At 68.5% G+C, this 23,242-nt stretch carries 21 protein-coding genes; 9 read left to right on the forward strand and 12 right to left on the reverse strand.

What is annotated here, in order from left to right:
* Window positions 1-133: 133 nt before the first annotated feature.
* Both U5N23_RS14655 and U5N23_RS14660 read right to left on the reverse strand, forming a co-directional pair.
* Window positions 134-1,654: a HAMP domain-containing sensor histidine kinase gene (locus U5N23_RS14655; protein ID WP_322593518.1), complete on the reverse strand. Its 1,521-nt coding sequence runs from the start codon at window positions 1,652-1,654 to the stop codon at window positions 134-136.
* Window positions 1,651-2,376 carry a response regulator transcription factor gene (locus U5N23_RS14660; RefSeq protein WP_322593519.1) on the reverse strand — a complete coding sequence of 242 codons (726 nt, stop codon included), beginning with the start codon at window positions 2,374-2,376 and terminating at the stop codon, window positions 1,651-1,653. The genes U5N23_RS14655 and U5N23_RS14660 overlap by 4 nt, the downstream gene beginning before the upstream one ends.
* Before the next feature lie 140 nt (window positions 2,377-2,516).
* Between U5N23_RS14660 and msrB the strand changes: the two genes are divergently transcribed.
* The 4 genes from msrB to U5N23_RS14680 all read left to right on the forward strand — a co-directional run bounded on the left by msrB (window position 2,517) and on the right by U5N23_RS14680 (window position 6,758).
* Window positions 2,517-3,020 carry a peptide-methionine (R)-S-oxide reductase MsrB gene (gene msrB, locus U5N23_RS14665; RefSeq protein WP_322593520.1) on the forward strand — a complete coding sequence of 168 codons (504 nt, stop codon included), beginning with the start codon at window positions 2,517-2,519 and terminating at the stop codon, window positions 3,018-3,020.
* An 11-nt stretch (window positions 3,021-3,031) separates the two neighbouring features.
* Window positions 3,032-4,858 (forward strand): cytochrome c biogenesis protein DipZ, encoded by a 1,827-nt coding sequence (locus U5N23_RS14670; protein ID WP_322593521.1) that lies wholly within the window; start codon window positions 3,032-3,034, stop codon window positions 4,856-4,858.
* 57 nt (window positions 4,859-4,915) lie between these two features.
* The gene (gene msrA, locus U5N23_RS14675; protein ID WP_322593522.1) at window positions 4,916-5,644 is read left to right on the forward strand and encodes a peptide-methionine (S)-S-oxide reductase MsrA; all 729 of its coding nucleotides are present in this window, start codon (window positions 4,916-4,918) and stop codon (window positions 5,642-5,644) included.
* Window positions 5,645-5,777: 133 nt separating this feature from the next.
* Window positions 5,778-6,758, forward strand: coding sequence for a tripartite tricarboxylate transporter substrate binding protein (locus U5N23_RS14680; RefSeq protein WP_322593523.1), 981 nt, complete (start codon window positions 5,778-5,780; stop codon window positions 6,756-6,758).
* Between the two features lie 8 nt (window positions 6,759-6,766).
* On the opposite strand, the gene U5N23_RS14685 is transcribed toward U5N23_RS14680, so the two are convergent.
* The 6 genes from U5N23_RS14685 to U5N23_RS14710 form a co-directional block, all read right to left on the reverse strand.
* On the reverse strand, window positions 6,767-7,774 hold the full coding sequence (locus U5N23_RS14685) for an SDR family oxidoreductase (protein ID WP_322593524.1): 1,008 nt from the start codon (window positions 7,772-7,774) through the stop codon (window positions 6,767-6,769).
* An 11-nt stretch (window positions 7,775-7,785) separates the two neighbouring features.
* On the reverse strand, window positions 7,786-8,001 hold the full coding sequence (locus U5N23_RS14690) for a hypothetical protein (RefSeq protein ID WP_007850896.1): 216 nt from the start codon (window positions 7,999-8,001) through the stop codon (window positions 7,786-7,788).
* A 103-nt stretch (window positions 8,002-8,104) separates the two neighbouring features.
* On the reverse strand, window positions 8,105-10,291 hold the full coding sequence (locus U5N23_RS14695) for a TonB-dependent receptor (protein WP_322593525.1): 2,187 nt from the start codon (window positions 10,289-10,291) through the stop codon (window positions 8,105-8,107).
* A 30-nt stretch (window positions 10,292-10,321) separates the two neighbouring features.
* Window positions 10,322-11,752: an ABC transporter permease subunit gene (locus tag U5N23_RS14700; RefSeq protein ID WP_322593526.1), complete on the reverse strand. Its 1,431-nt coding sequence runs from the start codon at window positions 11,750-11,752 to the stop codon at window positions 10,322-10,324.
* A gap of 40 nt (window positions 11,753-11,792) precedes the next feature.
* Window positions 11,793-13,190, reverse strand: a complete 1,398-nt coding sequence (locus tag U5N23_RS14705) for an ABC transporter permease subunit (protein WP_322593527.1) — start codon at window positions 13,188-13,190, stop codon at window positions 11,793-11,795.
* A complete protein-coding gene (locus tag U5N23_RS14710) occupies window positions 13,187-13,897 on the reverse strand; it encodes an ABC transporter ATP-binding protein (protein ID WP_322593528.1) in 711 nt (236 codons plus the stop codon). Before U5N23_RS14710 ends, U5N23_RS14705 begins: the two co-directional genes overlap by 4 nt.
* 280 nt (window positions 13,898-14,177) lie before the next feature.
* Between U5N23_RS14710 and U5N23_RS14715 the strand changes: the two genes are divergently transcribed.
* On the forward strand, window positions 14,178-14,600 hold the full coding sequence (locus U5N23_RS14715; RefSeq protein ID WP_322593529.1) for a transcriptional repressor: 423 nt from the start codon (window positions 14,178-14,180) through the stop codon (window positions 14,598-14,600).
* A gap of 6 nt (window positions 14,601-14,606) precedes the next feature.
* Here the strand turns inward: U5N23_RS14715 and U5N23_RS14720 are convergent, their stop codons facing one another.
* From U5N23_RS14720 to U5N23_RS14735, 4 genes are read right to left on the reverse strand one after another with little or no spacing between them, the layout of a single operon-like run.
* Entirely contained in the window at window positions 14,607-15,791 is a 1,185-nt protein-coding gene (locus tag U5N23_RS14720; protein WP_322593530.1) for a lipid-transfer protein, read from the reverse strand.
* Between the two features lie 11 nt (window positions 15,792-15,802).
* Window positions 15,803-17,347 carry an AMP-binding protein gene (locus tag U5N23_RS14725; RefSeq protein WP_322593531.1) on the reverse strand — a complete coding sequence of 515 codons (1,545 nt, stop codon included), beginning with the start codon at window positions 17,345-17,347 and terminating at the stop codon, window positions 15,803-15,805.
* Window positions 17,348-17,359: 12 nt separating this feature from the next.
* A complete protein-coding gene (locus U5N23_RS14730; RefSeq protein WP_322593532.1) occupies window positions 17,360-18,496 on the reverse strand; it encodes a DUF5938 domain-containing protein in 1,137 nt (378 codons plus the stop codon).
* Between the two features lie 23 nt (window positions 18,497-18,519).
* On the reverse strand, window positions 18,520-19,326 hold the full coding sequence (locus tag U5N23_RS14735; protein WP_322593533.1) for an SDR family NAD(P)-dependent oxidoreductase: 807 nt from the start codon (window positions 19,324-19,326) through the stop codon (window positions 18,520-18,522).
* Window positions 19,327-19,522: 196 nt separating this feature from the next.
* Between U5N23_RS14735 and U5N23_RS14740 the strand changes: the two genes are divergently transcribed.
* The 4 genes from U5N23_RS14740 (at window position 19,523) to U5N23_RS14755 (ending at window position 23,209) form a co-directional block, all read left to right on the forward strand.
* On the forward strand, window positions 19,523-20,185 hold the full coding sequence (locus U5N23_RS14740; protein WP_322593534.1) for a TetR/AcrR family transcriptional regulator: 663 nt from the start codon (window positions 19,523-19,525) through the stop codon (window positions 20,183-20,185).
* A gap of 160 nt (window positions 20,186-20,345) precedes the next feature.
* Window positions 20,346-21,284, forward strand: a complete 939-nt coding sequence (locus U5N23_RS14745) for a hydroxymethylglutaryl-CoA lyase (RefSeq protein WP_322593535.1) — start codon at window positions 20,346-20,348, stop codon at window positions 21,282-21,284.
* Window positions 21,277-22,479 carry a CaiB/BaiF CoA-transferase family protein gene (locus U5N23_RS14750; RefSeq protein ID WP_322593536.1) on the forward strand — a complete coding sequence of 401 codons (1,203 nt, stop codon included), beginning with the start codon at window positions 21,277-21,279 and terminating at the stop codon, window positions 22,477-22,479. The genes U5N23_RS14745 and U5N23_RS14750 overlap by 8 nt, the downstream gene beginning before the upstream one ends.
* Window positions 22,480-22,678: 199 nt before the next feature.
* Window positions 22,679-23,209, forward strand: coding sequence for a molybdopterin-dependent oxidoreductase (locus U5N23_RS14755; RefSeq protein WP_322593537.1), 531 nt, complete (start codon window positions 22,679-22,681; stop codon window positions 23,207-23,209).
* Window positions 23,210-23,242: the final 33 nt, after the last annotated feature.

Genomic DNA, 23,242 nt, shown 5'->3' on the forward strand with positions numbered 1-23,242 from the left:
CCCCCCGGGTTCCTGTGGTGCCAGGATGGCCCATTCTTACACCCGGCAGGCGCTCGCCGGTAGCAAAAAATTACAGGGCAACGGTCGATTGCGGCGTTGTCCTACAAGGCGGAGCCGCCCGTGGAGGCCGCGCTCAGCACGGCGGCGACGGCCCACCCCCGCCCTTGTCCTCGGGGGGCGCATGCCTGCCGGGCACGTCGGCCCAGGGCAGGGTGAACCGGAATGCAGCGCCGGGCGCCAGCCCGTCCACCAGCGCGATGCAGCTGCCATGCAGCGCCAGGATGCGGTGCGCAATGCGCAGCCCCAGGCCTCCGGTGCGCCGCGATCCCCCCAGCGCAAAGGGCCGTTCGAACAAGCCTTCGCGCAGCTCGGGTGCAATGCCGGGCCCGGTGTCCTGCACCTGCACGGCCAGGGCATCCCCCTCGCGCGCCAGCACCACGGTCACGGCACCGCCTGGCGGCGTGTGGCGCAGGGCGTTGTCCAGCAGGTTCGTCAGCACCCGCTCGACCAGGCCCAGGTCGGCTTGCACGGGCGGCAGTTGCGGCGCGATGTCCGCCAGCAGGGTCACCTGGCGCTCCTGGGCTGCCAGCTCGAACTTCTGGAACACGTCCTGCACCAGGTCGGCCATGGCGAAGGGCTCGGCCTCTGGCTGCACGAAACCGTATTCGAGCCGCGCCAGCTCGAACAGGCTCTGCGCCAGTGCGCCCACCTTGCGGCTCTGGTCCAGGGCGATGCCCAGGTAGCGCTGGCGCTCGGCCGGCTGCAGCGTGGCGTCCTTGAGCAGCAGGGTCTCCAGGTAGCCGTGCAGCGAGGACAGCGGGGTGCGCAGGTCGTGCGAGACGTTGGCGATGAGCTCGCGGCGCTCCTGGTCCTGGCGGCTCAGCACCTGCCATTGCTCGCCGATGCGCGCCACCATCTGGCGGTAGGCGGCGCCGAGCACGGCGATCTCGTCGCGGCTGTCGGCAGGGGCCGGTGCTGGTGCCGGCAGGGGCGGCGGCGCACCGGTCATGTCGAAATGGCGCACGGTCTCGGTCAGGCGGCGCAGTGGCCGCGTGATCAGGGTGAAGGCCACAAGGCCCGCCGCCAGGCACAGCAGCGCCACCATGGCGATGGACCACAGCGCCGTGGTCAGCACCGCATTGGTGGCGCCCTGCGCCGCCACCAGGTCGTGCGCCTCGCCCAGCAGCACCACGTAGATGAAGCCCACGTCGCGCCCGTGCACGCGCAGCGGCGCAGCGCTGAAGACCTTGCGGCCATCGGTGCTGCGCGGGTCGTCGGCCAGGATGGGCAGCGGCGCACCATCGATCATGCGGCGCACGGGCGCCAGGTCGATGCGGTCACGGCGCAGCCGGCCCTCGGGGGCGGCGTGGCCGGCAATGCGGCCATCGGGTTCTAGCAGGTACACCTCCACGCTCGGGTTGACCACCATGAGCTGGCTGAACAGCTTGCGCACGGCGCCGGGCATGAGTCCGTTGGCATCGGTGAGCTGGGCGTCGCGCGCAATGCCCTGGGCCAGGTCGCGCGACAGGCCTTGCACCACCTCCAGCTCATGCATGCGGTTGGAGCGCACCTGCATCCAGGCCGAGGTGCCGCTGCACACCAGCAGCAGCACGGCGAACACCAGCGACAACCGCTGCGTCAGGGTGAGGCTCATGGCGTGCCCTCGGGGCCGGCGAACTTGTAGCCGCGCCCCCATACGGTGAGGATGCGCGCCGGCTGGGCCGGGTCGGCCTCGATCTTGGCGCGCAGCCGGTTGATATGGGTGTTGACCGTGTGCTCGTAGCCTTCGTGCTGGTAGCCCCACACGGCATTGAGCAGGTCCATGCGCGAGAACACCTTGCCCGGCTGGCGGGCGAAGAAGTACAGCAGGTCGAACTCGCGCGGCGTCAGATCGAGCCGCTGGCCCGCGAGCCGCGCGTCGCGCGCCACCGGGTCCATGGCCAGGCCTGCCACCGACAGGCTGCCCGCCTGCAGGCGCGCGTTCTGCGCCATGGCCTCGGCCCGGCGCAGCAGGGCGCGCACGCGCGCCACCAGCTCCAGCACCGAAAACGGCTTGGGCAGGTAGTCGTCGGCACCGATCTCCAGGCCCAGGATGCGGTGCACCTCACTGGCCCGCGCGCTGATGATGATGATGGGCACGTAGCGCGCCATCGCGCGGGCGCGGCGGCAGATTTCGAGGCCGTCCACCCCTGGCAGCATCAGGTCCAGCACCAGCGCGTCCCAGTCGCCGCCGCGCGTGAGCTGCGCCAAGCCGTCGTCGCCCCGCGCGCAATGCACGACCTGCAGGCCTTCGTCGCGCAGGTGCATGGTCAGCAGGTCGGCGATATGGGCATCGTCTTCGACCAGCAGCACGCGTTTGGAGGGGGGTGTGGACATAGGGGCAACAGGCGGCAATCGGATGCCTGCATTGTGCGCAATCGGGGCCTGCCGAGTTATCACGAATTTTTGAAGTTTGCGTGAGGACTTGGCGATGGGGCCGAACCTAAGCTTCGTTCCATCTACCGACCGAGGACCCCATGACCACCACCCGCCGCCATCTCCTGTTCACCGGCAGCGCCAGCGCACTGGCCCTGGCCGCCTGGTTCTCGCCGCGCCGCGCCCCGGCAGCAGCCGCCACCAGCGAAGTCTTCGAGGTAACCTTCACCGACGCCCAGTGGCGCGCCAAGCTCACACCCGCGCAATACGCCGTGCTGCGCCACGAAAACACCGAGCGCCCTGGCAGCAGCCCGCTCAACAAGGAGCACCGCGCCGGCACCTTTGCCTGCGCGGGCTGCGCCTTGCCGCTGTTTTCATCGAAGACCAAGTTCGACAGCGGCACCGGCTGGCCCAGCTTCTGGAAGCCGCTGGACAACGCCGTGGCCACCCGCACGGACCGCACCCTGGGCATGGCGCGCACCGAGGCGCATTGCCGCCGCTGCGGCGGCCACCTGGGCCATGTGTTCAACGACGGACCCCAGCCCACCGGCCTGCGCTACTGCATCAACGGCCTGTCGCTCACGTTCGCGGCCGGCGCTGCCTGAGGACCGGCGCCATGCTGCTCCTCCTTTTGGCCTACCTGGGCGGGGTGCTGACCATCGTCAGCCCCTGCATCCTGCCCGTGCTGCCGTTTGTCTTCTCGCGCGCCAGCCAGCCGTTCGTGCGCAGCGGCCTGCCGCTGCTGGCCGGCATGGCGCTCACCTTTGCGGCCGTGGCCACGCTCGCCGCCGTGGGCGGCGGCTGGGTGGTGGCCGCCAACCAGTATGGCCGCTGGGCGGCGCTGGTGCTGGTGGCGGTGTTCGGCCTGGCCCTGCTGTGGCCGGGCCTGGCCGACCGCATGGCACGCCCCCTGGTTGCCGCCGGTGACCGCCTGTCGCAGTCAGCCCGGGGCGACGGCAAGCCACGCGTGGGCGCATCGCTGCTGCTGGGTGTCGCCACGGGCCTGTTGTGGGCCCCCTGCGCCGGGCCGGTGCTCGGCCTGATCCTGACCGGCGCCGCATTGCAGGGTGCCAGCGTGGGCACCAGCCTGCTGCTGCTGGCCTATGCGGCCGGCGCGGCCACGTCCATGGCCGCCGCCCTGCTGCTCGGCGGCCGGGTGTTTGCTGCGCTCAAGCGCTCGCTGGGCGTGGGCGAATGGGTGCGCCGCGGCCTGGGCGCTGCGATGCTGGCCGGCGTGGCTGCGATTGCACTGGGGCTGGACACCGGCATCCTGGCCCGGCTGTCGACGGCATCCACCGGCGGCATCGAACAGGCCTTGGTGGACCGGCTGGGCAACGAAGCCCAGGGCGGCGCCATGGCCATGAGCGGCGGCCCATCAATGATGATGCAGGGCAGCGGCGCCATGATGACGGCCGCCGCCGAAGGGGCCGGCCCTTCCATGATGGCAGCCGGCAACGCTGCGGCCGGGCGCTTGCCGGACCAGGGCGAAGTGCCCTCGCTCGATGGTTCCGTGCAGTGGCTCAACTCCCCTGCCCTCACCACGGCCGGCCTGCGCGGCAAGGTGGTGCTGGTGGACTTCTGGACCTATTCGTGCATCAACTGCCTGCGCGCCATGCCCTATGTGAAGGCCTGGGCCGAGAAGTACAAGGACCAGGGCCTGGTGGTGGTGGGTGTGCATGCGCCCGAGTTCGCCTTCGAGCGCGACGCCGCCAACGTGGCCAAGGCCGTGCGCGACCTGGCCATCGCCTACCCCGTGGCCATCGACAACAACTACGCCATCTGGCGCGCCTTCCAGAACCGCTACTGGCCCGCGCACTACCTGATCGACGCCCAGGGCCGCATGCGCTACCGCCATTTCGGCGAGGGCAACTACGCCGAGTCGGAGCGCGCCATCCAGCAACTGCTGCGCGAGGCCGGCACCGCAGCACCGGCCCAGGATGGCCTGGCCCAGGTGGCCGCCCAGGGCGTGCACCAGCCGACCGACCTGGGAACGGTGCGCTCGCACGAAACCTACCTGGGCTATGAGCGGGCCGAGCACTTCGCCTCGGCCGAGCCCGCGGTGCGCGACCGGGCGACCACCTACACCGCCCCGGCCCGCCCGGCGCTCAATGCCTGGGGCCTGGCCGGCCAGTGGACGGTGGGCGCCGAGCGCGCCACGCTGGCGGGCGGTAACGGCCGCATCGTCTACCGCTTCCAGGCGCGCGACCTGCACCTGGTGCTCGGGCCTGGCGCCGGTGGCAAGCCTGTGCGCTTCAAGGTCACGCTCGATGGCCAGGCCCCTGGCGAGGCGCGTGGCATCGACGTGGCCGCCGACGGCACGGGCACGGTGACCGACCAGCGCCTGTACCAGCTGGTGCGCCAGGGCGGTGAGGTGCGCGAACGCACCTTCAGCATCGAGTTCCTGGATGCCCCTGTCGACGCCTACGCCTTTACCTTTGGCTGAACGCAGCCAATCCTGTCCGCATCACACTTCACTCCCCCTCCACAAAGGCGCTTCACCATGACAACAACCTCCTCATCTCCCAGCCGGCGCGGCCTGCTGCAGCTCCTGGCTGGCGGCGCTACGCTGGCCGGCGGCGCCCTGCTGTTCCAGAACCTGGCCCACTCCGCCGAAGAGGCCGTGGTGATCCCGCCGCCCGCGCAGGATGTGCCCGCTGGCAGCGCCAAGCTGGAAACGGCCATCTTCGCCGGCGGCTGCTTCTGGGGCGTGCAGGGCGTGTTCCAGCATGTCCAGGGGGTGCGCAAGGCCGTGTCGGGCTACAGCGGCGGCTCGGCCGCCACGGCCACCTACGGCCTGGTGAGCAGCGGACGCACGGCGCATGCCGAGTCGGTGGAGATCAGCTACGACCCCGCGCAGGTGAGCTACGGCGCGCTGCTGCAGATCTTCTTTTCGGTGGTGCACGATCCGACCCAGCTCAACCGCCAGGGGCCGGACACGGGCACGCAGTACCGCTCGGCCATCTTCGCCGCCAGCCCCGAACAGGAGAAGGTGGCGCGCGCCTACATCGCCCAGCTCGATGCGCTCAAGGTGTTCAAGAAGCCCATCGCCACGCGTGTGGAAAGCGGCCCGAGCTTCTTTGCGGCCGAGGCCTACCACCAGGATTTTCTGACCGAGAACCCGCGCCACCCCTACATCGTGGTCAACGACCTGCCCAAGGTGGCCCACCTCAAGCGGCTGTTTGCCGCCCGCTACCGCGCCCAGCCCGCGCTGGTCAAGCGCGCGGCGTAGTCGCGCCGCATCGCCGCTTGCGGACAGCGGCTCGCAATGGAGCCATTCGGCACCGACCGGTGCCGAAGCGGCACCTCGCACCGCTGCATCGAATGTAACCATGGGTAACCCAATTCACCCGCAGGGATACCCCATGGACACGATGATTTTGAAGAAGGTCCGGACCGTTGTTTCAGTGCATGTGCTGGCCCTGTCCAGCATGGCGGCCTGGGCGCAGGACTATCCGTGGAAAGCCATAACCCTGGTGGTCGGCTACCCGGCAGGCGGCAGTGTGGACCTGGTGGCGCGGGCCATCGCGCCCGGCCTGTCGCGTCGCCTGGGCCAGCCGGTGCATGTGGAGAACATCCCCGGCACCAGCGGGGCGCTGGCCGCAGCGCGGGTGGCCCTGGCCGAGCCGGACGGGCACACGCTGCTGCTGGGATCGCCCGCCGAGGTGGGCATCAACCACCTGGTCAGCCGCCGGCGCGACGGCTACAACCCGCTCAAGGATTCCACCCCCATCGGCCTGATCGGCAGCCAGCCCCTGGTGCTGGTGGCCGGCAGTAAGACGCCGGTCGCCACCATCGACGAATTCCTGCGCGCCACCGCCGAAGCCCCCGCTCCCATGCGCTATGCCTCGTCGGGCATGGGCACTCCGCTGCACCTGGCGGGAGAGACCATCCGCCAGCAATCGGGTGTGCGCATGGCGCATGTGCCTTCGCGCGGTGCCGGTGCCATGCTCGCAAACATGGACAGCGGCGACGTGGACTTTGCGGTGATGGTGCTTTCCAGCGCCCTGCCCCATATCCGGGACGGCAAGGTCAAGGCCATTGGCGTGACGAAGCTTGCGCGCTCTGCGGCGGCGCCCCAGATCCCGGCCCTGGCAGAGAATGCGCGGTTCAAGGGGGTGGATGCGGGGGTGTGGTTCGGCCTCCTGGGCCCCGGCAAGCTGCCGCCCGCCACCACCACCCGGCTGCGCGAGGACCTGCAGCGACTGCTCAAGGAGCCCGAACTGCGCAAGACGCTCGAAGCTGCGGGCCTGACCATGATGGAAGGCACGGATTTCGTGCCCTTCCTGCAGGCAGAGATCCAGAAGTTCAGGCGCGTGGTGGAGTTCGCGAACATCCGCAATTGAGCGGAACCTTAGCCCCCGTCGCCTGCATTGCCGGTGATCGGCAAAACTATGCCGGTGATGTAGCTTGAGCAGCAAGGCGCGGCCAGGAACACATAGGCCGGCGATATCTCCTCGGGCTGCGCCGGCCGCCCCATCTGGGTGCTGGCGCCGAACTCGGCAATGTCCTCGGGCGTCTTGTCGGCCGGGTTCAGCGGTGTCCACACCGGGCCGGGGGCCACGGCATTCACACGGATGCCCTTGTCGGCCAGGTTGTGCGCCAGGGCCTTGGTGAAGGCGTGGATGGCGCCCTTGGTGGCCGAGTAGTCGAGCAACTCCTTGCTGCCGCGCAGGCCTGTGACGGAACCGGTGTTGATGATGGCATCGCCCCGGTTGAGGTGCGGCAGCGCCGCCTTGGCCATGTGGAAGTAGCCGTAGATGTTGGTCCTGAAGGTCTCGTCGAAGCGCTCTTCGGTCAGGTCTTCGAGCGAGCTGGCATGCTCCTGGAAGGCCGCATTGTTCACCAGCAGGTTGAGCTTGCCAAACGCCTTGACCGTCTTGGCAACGGCGGCGTTGCAAAAGCGTGCGCTTTTCACGTCGCCGGAGATCGCGATGCAGCGCCGGCCTTCCGCCTGCACCAGTTCGATGGTGCGCTTCGCATCCTCGTGCTCGTTGAGGTAGACGATGGCCACATCCGCCCCTTCGCGCGCGAACAGCACGGCCACGGCCCTGCCGATGCCCGAGTCGCCGCCGGTGATGAGGGCCGACATGCCTTCGAGCTTGCCACTGCCCTGGTAGTGCGGGGCCTCGAAGCGCGGCGGCAGCGACATTCGAGCCTCGATGCCGGGCTTGGCCAGCGGCTGTTTGGGCAACGGAGTGCCTGGTTCAGCGCGACCAGGGCCCGGAGCCACGGCCTTTTTCTTCGGTGGAGCCAGCTTCTTGCTTGCCGATGCCTTCTTTTTGGAGGCATCCTTGGCATCCTGCTCGGCCTGGATGCGCTTTTGCTTTCTGGCGGTCTGCTCCGCGGCGGATTTCTTCATGCCTGCCTCCCCTACTTGAGCCATTTGCGCTGTGGTTTGGGTTGCACGGTGACGTCCACCGTCTTGTGCACGCCGGGCTGCCCTGTAGCGGGGTCGGTCTCGACGACGTCCTCCAGGTCGATGTCCTTGACTTCCGAGTTGGTCTCTTCTTCCAGGTCTTCGAGGATGTTGTCGATCTTGCGTTCGGCCTTGTCGACTTCGGCTTTGGGGAGGGGGGTGATGCGCATGGCTGCTGCTCCTAGGGGATTGCACCATTCTTGCCAGCCCACCGCCGCCCGCCTGTCATCCATTGCCGACGATGGGCCGCCCTTCCATGCCGACACCCTCGCTTCAGAAATCGACCTTTGCCGACAGCTCGAAGGTGCGCTGCGGCGCCAGCAGCACCTGGCTGGTGGCCCGCCCGGCGTAGTTGGCATACAGCTTGTCCGTGAGGTTGCGGATGCGAAAGGTCAGCAAGGCTGGCTTGATGCGGTAGCTGGCGGCAATGTCGGCCGTGGTGTGGCCGTTGATGCGGATCTGGTTGGCGTTGTCCGTGTACATCTTGCCGGTGTGGTTCACGGACAGCAGCAGGTCCAGCGGCACCTCCTTGAAGCGGTAGCTGGCAAACAGGTTGACGATGCGCTCGGGAACATTGGGCGGGGTATTGCCCACGCGCGACACACCGCCAGCCTCGATCAGCGAGTCAAAACGCGCATCGAGCGCCGCCACGTTGCCCGACAGGGTGAGCTGCTTGGTGGCACGCCAGGCGGCGGCCAGCTCCACGCCGCGCGAGGACTGGCTGCCGTTGTTGATGGTCACATTGGCGTTGTTCGGGTCGCGCGAGAGCACGTTGTCCAGTTCGATATGGTAGGCCGCAGCCGTCCACTCCACGCCGGCCAGGCTCTGCTTGAAGCCCACTTCGAACTGCTTTCCCCGGGACTGCGGGAACGGTGCATTGCCCGCCGACAGCAGGAACAGCGAACCCACCGGGATGGTCGCGTTGGTGTACTGCGCATAGACCGAGGACTGCGCAGACAGATCGTAGACCGTGCCCAGGCGCGCCGAGTTGGCCGTGTACTGCGTGCCGAAGGCCGCGAAGCTGCCCAGGTTGAGGTCGGTCACGCTGCGGTCCACGTCCACGCGGTCGTGGCGCAGGCCGCCGACCAGCGTCCAGGCGGGGGTGAGCTTCAAGGCATCTTCGGCAAACACCGAGGTGCTGCGCACGTCGGACGTGAAGTTGGTGCGGTTGCCGCCGCCAGCCATCAGCGCCGTGTCTTCGTTGAAGTACCCGACGGCCGGATCGAACAGCGGCACGCGCAGGGCGGCGTTGGTGCTGGCCGAGCCGTTGGAGAAGCGCCGTGTGTTGTCGAAATCGGTCTTGCTGACCTCGCTCCCCACCACGAACCTGTGGGCCATGTCCGCCAGGCGCCCTTCGTAGGAGGCATCGAGCCGGTTGGACAGGTAGCGCTGGTCGTGCGCGATCAGGGTCTGGTCGCGCGTGATGGATGCCGGGGCGGTGAACACCGCGCTTTCCGAGTTGCGCCACAGCCGCTCCACCTTGTTGGCGGTGAATTCGTTGCGCAGCGTCCATTCGGGTGTCACGCGGCTGGTGAGGCGGGCGCGCAGCCAATAGGCCTCGGACTGGTTCCGGTCGTCCAAAATGTTGTAGTTGTTGCGCGCAATGCGCTTGTCCACCACCCGGCCATCGGGTGTGCTGACCACGCTGGTCGGCTGCGTGGCCAGGTTGCCCGGGATCAGCGGCGTGCCCCAGTAGGCATGGCCCTCGTCGCGCGCGTAGTCGAACGACAGGTCGAGCCGCGTGGCACGCGCCACGTCGAATGACAGGCCCGTGGTCAGGTGTTCGAGCTTCTCGCTGGTGCGCGCAACCGTGCCCACTCGGGTCTCGTTGCGGCTGTAGTCGAGCCGGTAGGCGCCGGTTTCGCCGACCGCACCGCCCAGACCCACCGCGGCACGGGTCGACCCGTAGCTGCCGTAGGACAGCAGGGCCTCGCGCCCGGGGTTGCCACGGTCGGGCCGCTTGGTCTGGAAGTTGACGATGCCGCCGATGGCGCTGTCGCCCTGCAGCACCGAGGCCGGGCCCTTGAGCACCTCGATGCGCTCGTAGTTCCAGGTGTCCTCCACCCGGTTGGTGACGCCCGCGCCGGACATGCGCACGCCGTCGTACAGGTAGAGCACGTTGGTGAAGCCACGCAGCGACAGCGTGGTGGGCGCCGATGGGGGCCCGCCGCCGGCCATGCCGGCGGTGCTGCGCAGGGCCTCGCTCAGGGTGCGCGCGCCGCGCTCCTGCATCAGGTCCTGCGAGAGGATCTCCACCGAGGCGGGGGTTTCGCGCAGAGTGAGGCCCAGGCGGGAGGCGCTGGAGCTCTTGTTGCTGAGTTGCAGGCTGTCACGGTCCTGCCCGGCCTGGATATGGATGGCGGGCAGTTCGCGCTCGGGGGCGGCCTGCTGGGCCCAGGCGCCTTGCGCGGCGGCGGCTACCGCGAGCGCCACGGCAGTGCGGGCGAAGGGGATCGTCATGGTCTGGTTCCTCTCTTGAATGGGGATGGTCTATGCAATGGGGTAGCGGCGCAGCCGCCAGCCGGCAATGCCCAGCAGCACCAGCGTGGGCAGCAGCAGGTGCAGTACGGCCCGAGCGGCCTGCGCGTGTACGGTGCCCTCTTCCTCCTCGCGCCAGTGGAACGCGGGGATCTGCGGAAAATCGACTTCAGTGAGGGCCCGGCCGCCATCGATGCGGGGGAAAAAGAAGTCCTTCCACACCTGGTGGTAGGCCGTGACCTGCGCCATGAACCAGGCATTGCGGCTGTGCCCCGTGCCTGCGAGTGCGGTGATGCCCTCGTAGGCCACCGCTGCGGGCGAGATGGCGCTGTAGCGTGCCACCAAGGCCTGCTGGCGTGCCTGCTGCGCATCGAAGCGCTCGAGTTCGGGCTGCAGCCTCTCGTCCACCTGGCGCTGTATGCGGTAGTTGGCCATGGCGCGGCCGCTCATCGCCAGGCGGCCCTCCTTGGGCAGCAGCACCTCGGGCTGGACCATGTGGGCATAGTCGGTGGCCAGCAGCGCCGCGTTCTGCGACATGGCCTGGGCCGTGACCACCCGCGTGCGCGTGGCCAGCTCGGCGCGCGAGGGGGCCGGGCTGGTCTGCGTGACGGCGATGTTCAGCAGCACCGGCAGCACGAGCACCAGCACCACCCAGCCGATGATGAGCACCATGGCATTGGTGGCCGAGGACCGGCCGAAGGCGTTGACTGCCACCACCGCCGTGAACCAGAAGAGCGCATAGGCGCCCACCAGCAGCGCCCACCACAGGGTGGCACCGGGTGCCGCCAGCGCCTGCGGGCGGGCGACGAGCAGCACCATCAGCGGCACCAGCACGGCCGCACCCAGCAGCACGGCGGCGCGCACGGCGATCTTGCCCGCCACCAGCGTGGGCAGCGCCAGGGGCTGCGAGAGCAGCAGGCGCAGCGTGCCGTCCTCCTTCTCGCCCGACAGCAGGTTGTAGCTGAGCGCGAAGATCAACAGCGGCAGCAGGTAGACGATGACGAACGCCAGGTCGAAATGGCCGCTCTGCAGGTGCCAGGGGTTTTCGATGTCGTTGTGGTGCAGGAAGTTGACCTTGCTCTGGTGCGTGACCTTGAACTGCGAGGGGAACAGGTCGGTCTGCCCCAGGGCCACGGGCGCCAGCGCCGCGCTGGGCATCACCGCGTAGTGCGCGCCCAGGCCGCCCGCCATGTTGGCGGGGTTGGCCGGGTTGCCGAAGGGCGTGGGCAGCTCCGCGCCCGCCATGATGCGGCCCAACTGCGCGAGCTGGCCACTGCGCGCCGTGGCATCGGCCGCCACCAGGGCCGCCTGGGCCCGGTCGCGCTGGGTGGTCTGCAGCATGCCGTTGAACAGCGCATAGGCCACAAGCAGCAGGAACAGGCCGCCCACCAGCCACAGGCTGCGCTCCTTGAGCAAGAGGCGCAGCTCCTGTCGCGCGACCATGCGAAAACGTTGGATTGGGGAGGTATTCACCATGAAACTCCTATATCGCCCGCTGCCGTGCCACGGCAGCCCAGGCAAAGGCCACGGCCAGCGCCAGGCTGGCGCACAGCACCAGGGCGCTGGTGCCGCTGCGCGCCAGCGCCCAGCCCACCGGCGGCGCGTGGTAAGCGAAGGCCGGCACGCGTGCCCACAGCGAGGGGCTGGCCTGGTAGGCGAAGTGCTGGTGGCCCAGCGGATCGGCGTGGTCTACCAGGTCCTGGCTCACGGTGTCCTGGATCACGCGCCGGTGGCGCTCGGCGGCGGTGGTGAAGTCGCGGTGGTGCGCGAAGTTGGTGCCGGCCATGGCGCTCGAAAAGCTGCGCATGGCCAGCAGCGGCAGGAGCAGGCCGCCGGCCTCCTGCACGCCCTGCTGCTGCTCCCATGTGTCCCAAAGCCGGCCGAAGTGGCGGTCGTACACGGCGTAGCTGGCCTGGTCGTCGAGCTTGAGCGCAATGCCCCATTGGTTCAGGGGCACATCCTTGCTCCAGCGCTCGGTGGTGCCGAAGGCCTGCATCCAGGTGGTGTCGGAGGTGGCCTTGAGGTCGTCACCGAGCGCCTGGTTGAATTCGAGCCGCGTCGGGCTCGGGAACACGGCGCGCGAGAGTTCGGACACCACGCGCGGCGCCACCACGGCATTGGCGATCCACAGCGCCAGCAGCACGGTGATGGCCACGCGCGAACTGCGCGATGCGGCCGACACGCCGAGCGTGGCGAAGACGAAGATGGCCAGGTACAGGGCATAGCCCAGCGCCAGCCCGGCAAAGCGCAGTAGCGCGTCCATGCGCTCGCCGCTGCCGGCGGACAGCGCCACGGCCACCGCGGCGATCAGCGCGGCTGGAGCCAGCAGCACCGCCAGCGCCATGCCCAGCGCCAGTGCCTTGCCCCACAGCAGGCGCAGCGGCGGCACGCCCAGGCTCAGCGTCTGGCGCAGCATGCCCTGCTCGCGCTCGCCCGCAAAGGCGTTGAAGCCCAGCACCACGACCAGGAGCGGCCCCAGCACCTGCAGGATCCAGCCCACCGACAGGTCGCCAAAGCGCTGCAGGCCGGTGGCGTCCTGCGCCGGGCGGAACTTCACCTCGCTTTGCCGGTGCGCCTGCAGCCACACGGTGCTGCCGATGTAGGGGTTGATGCCCGGGTCCAGCAGGGCCAGCGCGGCCTCGGGTTTGAAGGCATGCATGCCCTGGTGCGCCGCGTCGTGCGGGTGGCGCGCGCCCTGGGTCAACCAGTCCTGGTAGTCGGAGTTCTGGGCGGCAGCCTGCTCGGCACGCGCCTCCTGCTGGTGGCCATAGCCCACGGCCAGCGCCGTGAGCAGCAGCAATGCGACCAGGCCGCCGGCCCCGTACAGCCGCCCGTCGCGCAGGCGCTCGCGCAGGTCCTTGAACGCGATGAGCCCAATCATGGCGTGCCCCGCATGTGCTGCAGGTACAGCGCCTGCAGGTCGGTGTCGCTGATCTGTGCGCCGTCCAGGCTTTCGACCAGGCGGCCCTGCTTCATGATGCCGATGCGCGTGGCCGTCTGCCGGGCGTGGAACAGGTCGTGCGTGGTGGCCAGGATGGCCACGCCCGACTCGCTCGCGCGCTGCAGCAAGGTGGTGAATTCGGCCGCGGCATGCGGGTCCAGGCCCGAGGTGGGCTCGTCCAGCAGCAGCACCTTGGCCTCCTTGGCCAGCGCCACGGCGATCCAGATCTTCTGGCGCATGCCCTTGGAGTACGCGGCCACGCGCTTGTCGGCGGCGCTGGCATCCAGGCCCACCTGGGCCATCAGCTCCAGCAGGCGCGTACGCGGGGGTGGCTCGCCCAGCGCCAGCGCGGCAAAGTAGCGCAGGTTCTCCAGCCCGGTCAGCGTACCGTAGAGGTTGACCTGCTCGGGGATGTAGGCCAGGTACTGTTTGGTCGCCACCGGTTCGCGCGTCACGTCCACGCCATGGATCAGCGCCTGGCCGCCGTCGGGCGCGATGAAGTTCAGGAACAGGTTGACCGTGGTCGTCTTGCCCGCGCCATTGGCGCCCAGCAGGCAATAGATCTCGCCCGGGCGGATGCACAGGTCGAGGGGGTGCAGGGCGGTCTGTTCGCCGTAGCGTTTGGTCAGGCCAATGGCTTCGAGCACGGGGCTTCCTTCCATCGGAGATGGCGGTCAGGGGGAAATGGGGTTGGGCAACGCCCTGGGAGGCCCGGACGGTGCAAGCGGAATGAGCAGGCACTGGAAGACCGGGTCACCTCCTCAGTCACAAATGATAATGCGTTATCAATATCATTTGTGGCCCGGCGCAGAAAAAATGCTGCGACCCTGGATTCGGGGAGTTGCCGCGCGGGGCGAAGGCGTGCGCGCCTGTGCTTTCCCTGATAATTGGCTCTCGACAACAAGCCCAGCGACCCGGCCCCACTCCATGGAACGATCCACCCGGCAACGCGCCGCCATCCTGGCGGCCATTGCAGACGCCCAACGCCCGCTCACGCCCCAGGAAGTGCTGGAGAGCGCGCGCGAAGCTGTGCAGGGCCTGGGCATGGCCACGGTCTACCGCAACATCAAGGCCCTGCTGGAGGATGGATCGCTGCAGGCGGTGCAATTGCCGGGAGAAAGCCCGCGCTACGAAACGGCTGAGCACGAGCATGGGCACCACCACCACTTCCAGTGCACGGTGTGCTCACGGGTGTTCGACGTGCACGACTGCCCCGGCGACCTGCGTGACCTGGCGCCCAAGGGCTTCACGGTGGAACGGCACGAATTGACGCTGTACGGCCGCTGCGCCGACTGCGCGAAGCCGGCCGCAGCCCCGAGGCCCCGGGGCAAAGCAGCGGCTACAGCCTGATCGACTTCAGGCGGACTGGTACAGCGTGACCACGCAGGCCCCGCCCAGGCCCAGGTTGTGCTGCAGCGCGGTGCGTGCGCCGGGCACCTGGCGGTCCTCGGCCGTGCCGCGCAGCTGGTGCGTGAGTTCGTAGCACTGGGCCAGCCCGGTGGCCCCGAGCGGGTGGCCCTTGGAGAGCAGGCCGCCCGAGGGGTTGGTGACCACCTTGCCGCCATAGGTGTTGTCGCCCGCGTCGATGAAGGCGGCCGCGCCACCCGGTGGGCACAGTCCCAAAGCCTCGTAGCTGATGAGCTCGTTCTGCGCGAAGCAATCGTGCAGCTCCACCACGTCCAGGTCCTCGGGGCCGATGCCGGCCTGCTCGTAGACCTGGTGCGCCGCCGCTGCCGACATGCCGTAGCCCACCAGTTTCATCATGTCGTGGCTATCGAAGGTATCGGGCCGGTCGGTGGTCATGGCCTGGGCGGCGATGAACACATCGGTGCGCAGGCCATGGCGCTTGGCAAAGCCTTCGGACACCAGCACTGCCGCCGCTGCGCCACAGGTCGGCGGGCAGGCCATGAGCCGGGTGAGCACGCCGGGCCAGAGCATGGGCGCATTCATCACGTCCTCGACCGACAGCTCCTTGCGCAGCAGGGCCAGCGGGTTGCGCGCGGCGTGGCGGCTGGCCTTGGCGCGCACCTTGGCAAAGGCTTCGAGCGGCGTGCCGTATTGGTGCATGTGGCTCTGCCCTGCCCCGCCAAAATAGCGCAGCGCCAGGGGCAACTCGGGCATGCCGACCAGTTCTGCAGCCTCGCGGTCGAAGTCCTCGAAGGGGCTGGGCCGGTCATTGAACACGGTGCCGAGGGCGCCCGGGCTCATCTGCTCGAAGCCCAATGCCAGCACGCAGTCGGCAGCGCCGCTCGCTATGGCCTGGCGCGCCAGGAACAGCGCCGTGGAGCCGGTCGAGCAGTTGTTGTTGACGTTGAAGACCGGTATGCCGGTCATGCCCAGGCCATAAACGGCCTTCTGGCCGCTGGTGGAATCGCCGTAGACGTAGCCCACATAGGCCTGCTCGATGGCGCCGTAGGCGATGCCCGCGTCTTCCAGCGCGAGTCGACCGGCCCGCCCCGCCATCACGGGATAGGGTTCGTTGGCGCCCGGTTTGGCGAACGGGACCATGCCCACGCCCGCGATGAATGCCTTGTGTGACATGTTGGCGTCCCTCAGGTAAGCGCTGGCCGCGCCAGCAGCGTGGCGCGGATGTCCTTCTTCATCACCTTGCCCACCTTGGAGCGCGGCAGATCGGGCCAGATCTCGACGTGCTTGGGGGCCTTCACGCTGCCGATGCGCGCCTTGGCGAAGGCAATCAGCTCGTCGGGCTGCACGGTGCGGCCCGGGCGCAGCTGCAGCACGGCCACCACCTTCTCGCCCCACTTGTCGTCGGGCAGGCCGATGACGGCGCTGTCCTGCACGTCGGGGTGCTGCATCAGCGCCTGCTCGACCTCGACCGAGTAGACGTTGAAGCCGCCGGTGATGATCATGTCCTTGGCGCGGTCGACGATGAACAGGTAGCCATCCGCATCCACCCGGCCGATGTCGCCCGTGTGGTGCCAGCCGCCCTTGCCCGCTTCGGCAGAGGCCTTTGCATCCTTGTAGTAGCCCATCATCACCAGCGAGCTGCGCACCACGATCTCGCCGGTCTCGCCTGCGGCAAGCAGCTTGCCGTCGGCATCCATGGTCGCCACCTGCACCAGCGGGCCGGGCCGGCCGGCGCTGGACAGGCGCTCACGCGCCACCGAGCCGTCCGCGTGGAAATGCTCGCGCGGCGCCATCATGGAGATCATCATGGGCGCCTCGGTCTGGCCGAAGAGCTGGGCCATCACCGGGCCGATGGCCGTGAGCGCTTCTTCGAGCCGGGCCGCCGCAATCGGCGCCGCGCCATACCAGAAGCACTGCAGCGAATCGAGCCGCGTGCTGGCCAGCTTCTCGTGCTGCAGCAGCATGTAGATCAGCGTGGGCGGCAGAAAGGTGTGCGTCACCCGATGCCGCTCGATCAATGCGAGGAAGTCGCCCAGGTCGGGCTTGGGCATGATGACCACGCGCCCGCCCAGGGCCATCACCGGCAGACACAGCACCCCGGCCGCGTGGGTCAGCGGTGCCAGGGCCAGGTAGACCGGGCGGCCCTCGAACGGATAGCCCATCAGGGTCAGGGCCGACATGGTCTCCAGGTTGCGGCCCGAGAGCATGACGCCCTTGGGCTGGCCCGTGGTGCCGCCGGTGCCGGCGATCATGGCCAGGTCGTCCACGGGGGCGATGGGGATGGGCTCGTCGCCCACGCCTTCCACCCACTGCGCCCAGGACGGTGCCCACTCCAATGCGGCATCCAGGCAGACGAACTGGCGCACCTTGGGCAGTTGCGCGCGCATCTGCTCGACCATCGGCGCATAGGCGCTGTGGAAGATCAGGCAACTGCAGTCGAAGGCGTCGAGCACAAAGCGGTTCTCGGACGCCTCGTTGCGCGGGTTCACCGGGCACCACACGGCGGCGGCGCGCGAGATGCCGAACACGCAGGCAAAGGCCAGGGCGTCGTTGCTGGAGAGCACCGCCACCTTGTCGCCCGGCGCAATGCCCGAGCGCTGCAGCGCCCGCGCCACGCGGTGGCTGGTGCGCTGCACCTCGCCGTAAGAGAGGTCGGCCGTGCCCATGGTCAGGCACGGCGACCCCTCGCCCAGCATGGCCCCCTTGTCGAGGTAGTCGATCAGGCGCATGGCGGGGCCCGCTCAGCGCTGCACCGTGAGCACCGGCGGCTGCACCAGGCCGAAGCTGCGCAGCGCGCCCAGCAGTTCGTGGTGGCCGAAGGCCTGGCAGCCCGAGGCAAAGCCCACACGGCGCGGCGCCTGCTGCAGCAGCGAGGCGGCGGCAAAGGCCTGCATCAGCCCGGTCTGCTTGTAGTTGCAGTTGCCGAAGATCACGCAGTGCGCGCGCGCCAGCGGCCCCGAGGCGTGCACCGAATCCACCGACTTGTTGATGCGTGGGTTCTCGCGCGGCGGCATGGAGCCCATGACGGCGGCAGCTGTCTGCGCCAGGGCGGCGTAGCGGTCGTCGTCGTTCATGCCCTCGGTGGCCTTGAGCGCGGCGGCCACGATCTGCGGCACGCCCAGCATCAGCGGTTTGTTGAACACGCCGCCCAGCACCTTGACGTTGGCCACGCGCGGGTCCTTCTTGAACCACACGGGGTGCGAGGTGCCGCCCCAGGGCAGCGCCAGCGCCGCCTCGTGCTGGCCGGGGATGGCCAGGCTGTACAGGCCGGCGTCGGGCTGCCATTCCACATACTGGTTCTGCTCCAGGTAATAGGCCTTGGACGTGGCGGCGTTGACCAGAATGGTCTGGGTGGAGGCCACCGTGGGGCTGCCGCCCCAGAACACCGCGATGTCCAGGGTGTCGAGGCCCGGGGTCTCCAGGCACAGCTGGGCCGCGATCTCGCCGGTGGTGTACATCTGCGCCAGGCCCGGCGACAGCAGCAGGCCGGCGGCGGCGAACTGTGCGCCGTACTCGGCCTCCAGCGTGATCAGCCAGTCCTGCTCGCCCGTGGTGTCGGTGTAGTGGCATTTCGCGGCCAGGCAGGCCTGCACCACCTCGTGGCCGAACCTGGCGAACGGCCCCACGGTGTTGAGCACGACCGAGGCGCCGTCGAACAGCGCCGTAAGTGCCTCCCGCGTATGCGCGACCTCGACCACCTCGTAGCTGGCGGTTTCGATGCCAGGCACATGCGATTGCATGGCTTCGTCGAGCTTGTCCTTGCTGCGGCCGGCCGCGATGAAGGGGATGTTGTACTCGCGCAGGTACTCGCAGACCAGTCGGCCGGTGTAGCCGGAGGCGCCGTAGACCACGACGGGTTTCTTGGTGTTGTTGGCCATGTTCTTGTCTCCTGGTGTTGTGTTCACATGCCCATGCCGCCATCGACCGGCAAGCCGGCGCCGGTGATGAAGCGCGCGGCATCGGAGCACAGGAAGACCACGGCATCGGCCATGTCGGCCACCTCGCCCAGGCGGCCCGAGGGCGTCTGCTCGATGATGGCGCCCACGGCCGCCTCGGGCGACGCGAACAGGCCGGCGGCCACCACGTCGGCGGCCAGCTTCATGCCCATCTCGGTGGGCACCAGGCCGGGGTAGATGCAGTTCACGCGCACGCCGTAACCGAGCTTTCCCGACTCCATGGCGGCCACGCGCGTGAGCCGGTCCACGGCCGACTTGGTGGCCGAGTAGCCGGCGATTGCCGGGAAGGCAATGGTGGCCGCGACCGAGGAGATGTTGACCACCGCCCCGCCCTTGCCGGCGCCGCCGCCCGGGCGCATGGCGCGGAAGGCGTGCTTGAGGCCCAGCGCCGTGCCGACGATGTTCACGTCGAGCATGCGGCGCAGGGCGTCGGGCTCGATCTCGGTCACCAGGGCCGTGACCTCGATGCCGGCGTTGTTGATCAGGATGTCGAAGCCGCCCAGCGTGTCGACCGTGGCCAGCACGGCGGCGGCCCAGTCGGCCTCCTGCGTCACGTCGAGCTTCACGAAGCCGGCCTTGGCCCCGCCGGTCACCGGCAGCTTGCCCGCCGCCTCCTGGCCCTGCGAGGTGAGCACGTCGCCAATCATCACCGAGGCCCCGGCGGCAGCGAGTGCCTGGGCCATGCCTTCACCGAGGCCGCGCGCGCCACCGGTGACCAGGGCCTTGCGGCCGGTCAAATCGAACTTCGTCATGTCTTTGTCTCCTGATGGATAGGTATCGATCGCTGATGCACTGATCGTGTTCTTCGAGGAACGGGATTGATTCTGGGAATCAACTTGACAACTGTCAAGATATTTTCTTGACAGTTGTCATAAATTCAATCGACCTGCCATAGCCCATGCATGAAAAGACATGGGCATCGGCTTGCGGCGTCCCTACAATGGCGCGATGGAAAGAGCCCCCCGCCGTGACAAATACGCCGAACGCCGCGCCGAACTGGGCGAGGCCGCGCTGCAGACGCTGGCCGAACTGGGCTATGCCCGCACCAGCCTGCGCGAGATCGCACAGAACTCCGCCTTCTCGCACGGCGTGCTGCACTACTACTTCACCGACAAGCTCGACCTCATCCTGTGCAGCGTGCGCCAGTACAAGGCGCGCTGCGTGACGCGCTATGACGAGGTGACGAACAATTCCACCACCTTCGGCGATCTGGTCGATGGCTTCGTGGCGGTGCTGGGCGAGACGGTGCGCACCGAGGCGCCCATGCACCGGCTCTGGTACGACATCCGTTCGCAGTCGCTGTTCGAGGACGCCCTGCGCGCCGACGTGGAGGCCATCGACAAGAGCCTGGCCAACATGGTCTGGCGCGTGCTCACGCGCATGTCCGAACTGGCGGGCCTGCCGGTGCGCGCGCCCATCGACCTCACCTACGCCATGTTCGATGGCGTGTTCCAGCAATGCCTGCTGCGGCACATGGCCGGCGACGCCAAGGCCATACCGGCCATGCAGGGCCATGTGCGCCTGCTGGTGGAGCAACTGATCGGCATGCCGGCCGCTGCGGCACCCGCCAAGGCCACACGCAAGCGCAAGCCGGCGGCACTCGCTGCGTAGCGCCCTTACCCGTCACGGGTCGACTGCCATCAAAGCCGTTCTGTTATGCAGAACGGCTTTTTTTATTGGCGGGCCAATGCTTGACCCTCTCTTTGAGGAACTCCATAATTTCATGAGACAGATTGAAGTTCTTTCTTATAGAACACTACAGGAGACCCCGGTGCCCCATGCTTTCGATGTTCTGATCAGCGAGGTCGGCCCGCGCGATGGCCTGCAGTCCGTGAAGGCGACCATGGCCACGGCCGACAAGCTGCGCTGGATCGATGCGCTCTACGCCGCCGGCGTGCGCGAGATCGAGGTGGCGTCCTTTGTGCCCGCCCGGCTGCTGCCGCAGATGGCCGACGCGGCCGAGGTGGTGCGCCACGCCATCACCCTGCCCGGCCTCACGGTGATGGCCCTGGTGCCCAACCGCAAGGGCGCGCAGGCGGCGCTGGACGCGGGGGTGCACAAGCTCACCATGCCGGTGTCCGCCAGCGCCGCCCATTCGCTGGCCAATGTGCGCAAGACGCGCGAGGAGATGGTCGAGGAGGTGCGCGCCATCTCGGACCTGCGCCGCGACATCGCCCCGCATGTGAAGCTGGAGGCCGGCATTTCCACCGCCTTCGGCTGCACTCTGCAGGGCCTGGTGCCCGAGGACGAGGTGATCTGGCTGGCGGCCCAGTGCGTCGAGGCCGGTGCCGACGAGTCGGGCCTGTCCGACACCGTGGGCTATGCCAACCCGGCCCAGGTGCGCCGGCTTTTCAGGCGCCTTCGTGCCGAGTTGGGCGACAAGGCCGGCGCGGTGCACATGCACAACACGCGCGGCCTGGGCCTGGCCAACTGCCTGGCGGCGTACGAGGAAGGCGTGCGCACCTTCGATGCCTCGCTGGGCGGCCTGGGTGGCTGCCCCTATGCGCCCGGTGCCTCGGGCAACGTGGTCACGGAGGACCTGGTGTTCATGTTCGAGGCCAGCGGCATCACCACCGGCATCGACCTGCAGCGGCTGATGCAGGCGCGCGCCCCGCTGGTGGCAGGCCTGCCCCGGGAGCCCGTGTACGGCATGACGCCCGAGGCCGGACTGCCCAAGGGCTTCGTGCAACAGGGAGCCCGCCATGTCTGAGGCCGGCCAGAACGACAAGCCCCTGCCCTACGCCGGCATCCGCGTGGTGGAGTTCACCCACATGGTCATGGGCCCCACTTGCGGCATGGTGCTGGCCGACCTGGGCGCCGAGGTGATCAAGGTCGAGCCCATCGAGGGCGACAGCACGCGCCACCTGCTGGGCTCGGGCGCGGGGTTCTTCCCCACCTTCAACCGCAACAAGAAGAGCATTGCGCTTGACCTCAAGAAACCCGAGGGCATCGAGGCCGCGCTGCGCCTGATCGCCACGGCCGATATCGTGAGCGAGAACTTCAAGCCCGGCACCATGGCCAAGCTGGGGCTGGACTACGCCTCGCTGCGCAAGCTCAACCCGCGCCTGATCTATGTGAGCCACAAAGGCTTTCTGCCCGGCCCCTACGAGCAGCGCACGGCCCTGGACGAGGTGGTGCAGATGATGGGCGGCCTGGCCTACATGACCGGACGCCCGGGCGACCCGCTGCGCGCGGGTACCAGCGTCAACGACATCATGGGCGGCATGTTCGGGGCCATCGGCGCCATGGCGGCGCTGCGCCAGCGCGAGTTGACCGGCGAGGGCTCGGAGGTGCAGTCGGCGCTGTTCGAGAACAACGTCTTCCTGGTGGCCCAGCACATGATGCAGTTCGCCAGCACCGGCAAGGCGGCCAAGCCCATGCCCAGCCGCATCTCTGCCTGGGCCATCTACGACGTGTTCACGGTGAAGAATGGCGAGCAGATCTTCCTGGCCGCCGTGAGCGACAAGCAGTGGGCCATCTTCTGCGAAGCGCTGGACATTGCCGAACTGCTGGCCGACCCGCGCCTGAAAACCAACAACGACCGCGTGCAGGCGCGTGACTGGCTGATGCCCCAGTTGCGCTCGCACCTGGCACAGCGCAGCGCAGGTGAACTGGCGGCCATCTTCGAGGCGAACGAACTGCCATTCGCCCCGATCACCAAGCCCGAGGAGCTGTTCGACGACCCGCACCTCAACCAAAGCGGGGGCCTGGCACCCATCCGCCTGAACAACGGCACCGAATCCCAGGTGCCGCTGCTGCCCCTCACGCTGGGCGGCATGCGCCCCGGGGTGCGCCTGCAGCCGCCGCGCGCGGGCGAGCACACGGCCGCGCTGCTGCAGGAGCTGGGCTACTCCGATGCCCAGGTGGCCGACCTGCGGGCACAGGGTGCCGTGGCCGGCGGCTGACGGAAAGCACCCCCACCTCCTGCCGGCCGGACAACAGCGGGCCCGCATTGCTCCCAGGCAAGACCCACCCCCTTCCCTGCCCACGGTTGGCGCAGCCCTCCATCCGGCACGATATGGTCATTTCGTGGATGCAAGAATCTGCGCCGGCTGTTATAACTCCACATAGAAACGGCCGCAAAGGCTGGCGAGGGGGAACACCATGACCGATGCGAAGGGGGCCACTGGCCCGTTGTCACGCCTGGCAGCAGGCGTTCTGGTGGCGGCGTGCACGCTTTTTCAAGCCCAGGCGCAGACGCTGGAGAAGCCCGCAGGGCCTGTGGTGCTGACCGTCCAGGGCGGCGTCAGCAAGACCAACCAGGGGGACAAGGCCCAGTTCGACATGAAGATGCTCGAAAAGCTGCCCCAGAAGAGCTTCACCACCCAGACCCCCTGGTACCCCAAACCCGTCACCTTCACCGGGCCGCTGCTGCGCGACGTGCTCGCGGCTGCAGGCGCCAAGGGCAGCAAGATCACGGCGGTGGCGCTCAACGACTACAAGACCGAGATACCGTTCGACGATGCCTCGCGCCACGACGTGATCGTGGCCCGGCTCATGAACGACCGCCCCATGCCGATCCGGGAGAAGGGCCCGCTGTTCATCATCTTCCCCTTCGATACCAAGGCCGAATTGCGCACCGAGCTGTACTACAACCGTTCTGCCTGGCAGCTCAGCACCCTGCAGATCAGATAGTGTGCTGTCCGGCAAATAAATGCCCATAAAACC

Origin of the sequence: Acidovorax sp. (assembly GCF_034519795.1) — a bacterium.
In the GTDB taxonomy this organism is placed as follows: domain Bacteria; phylum Pseudomonadota; class Gammaproteobacteria; order Burkholderiales; family Burkholderiaceae_C; genus Acidovorax.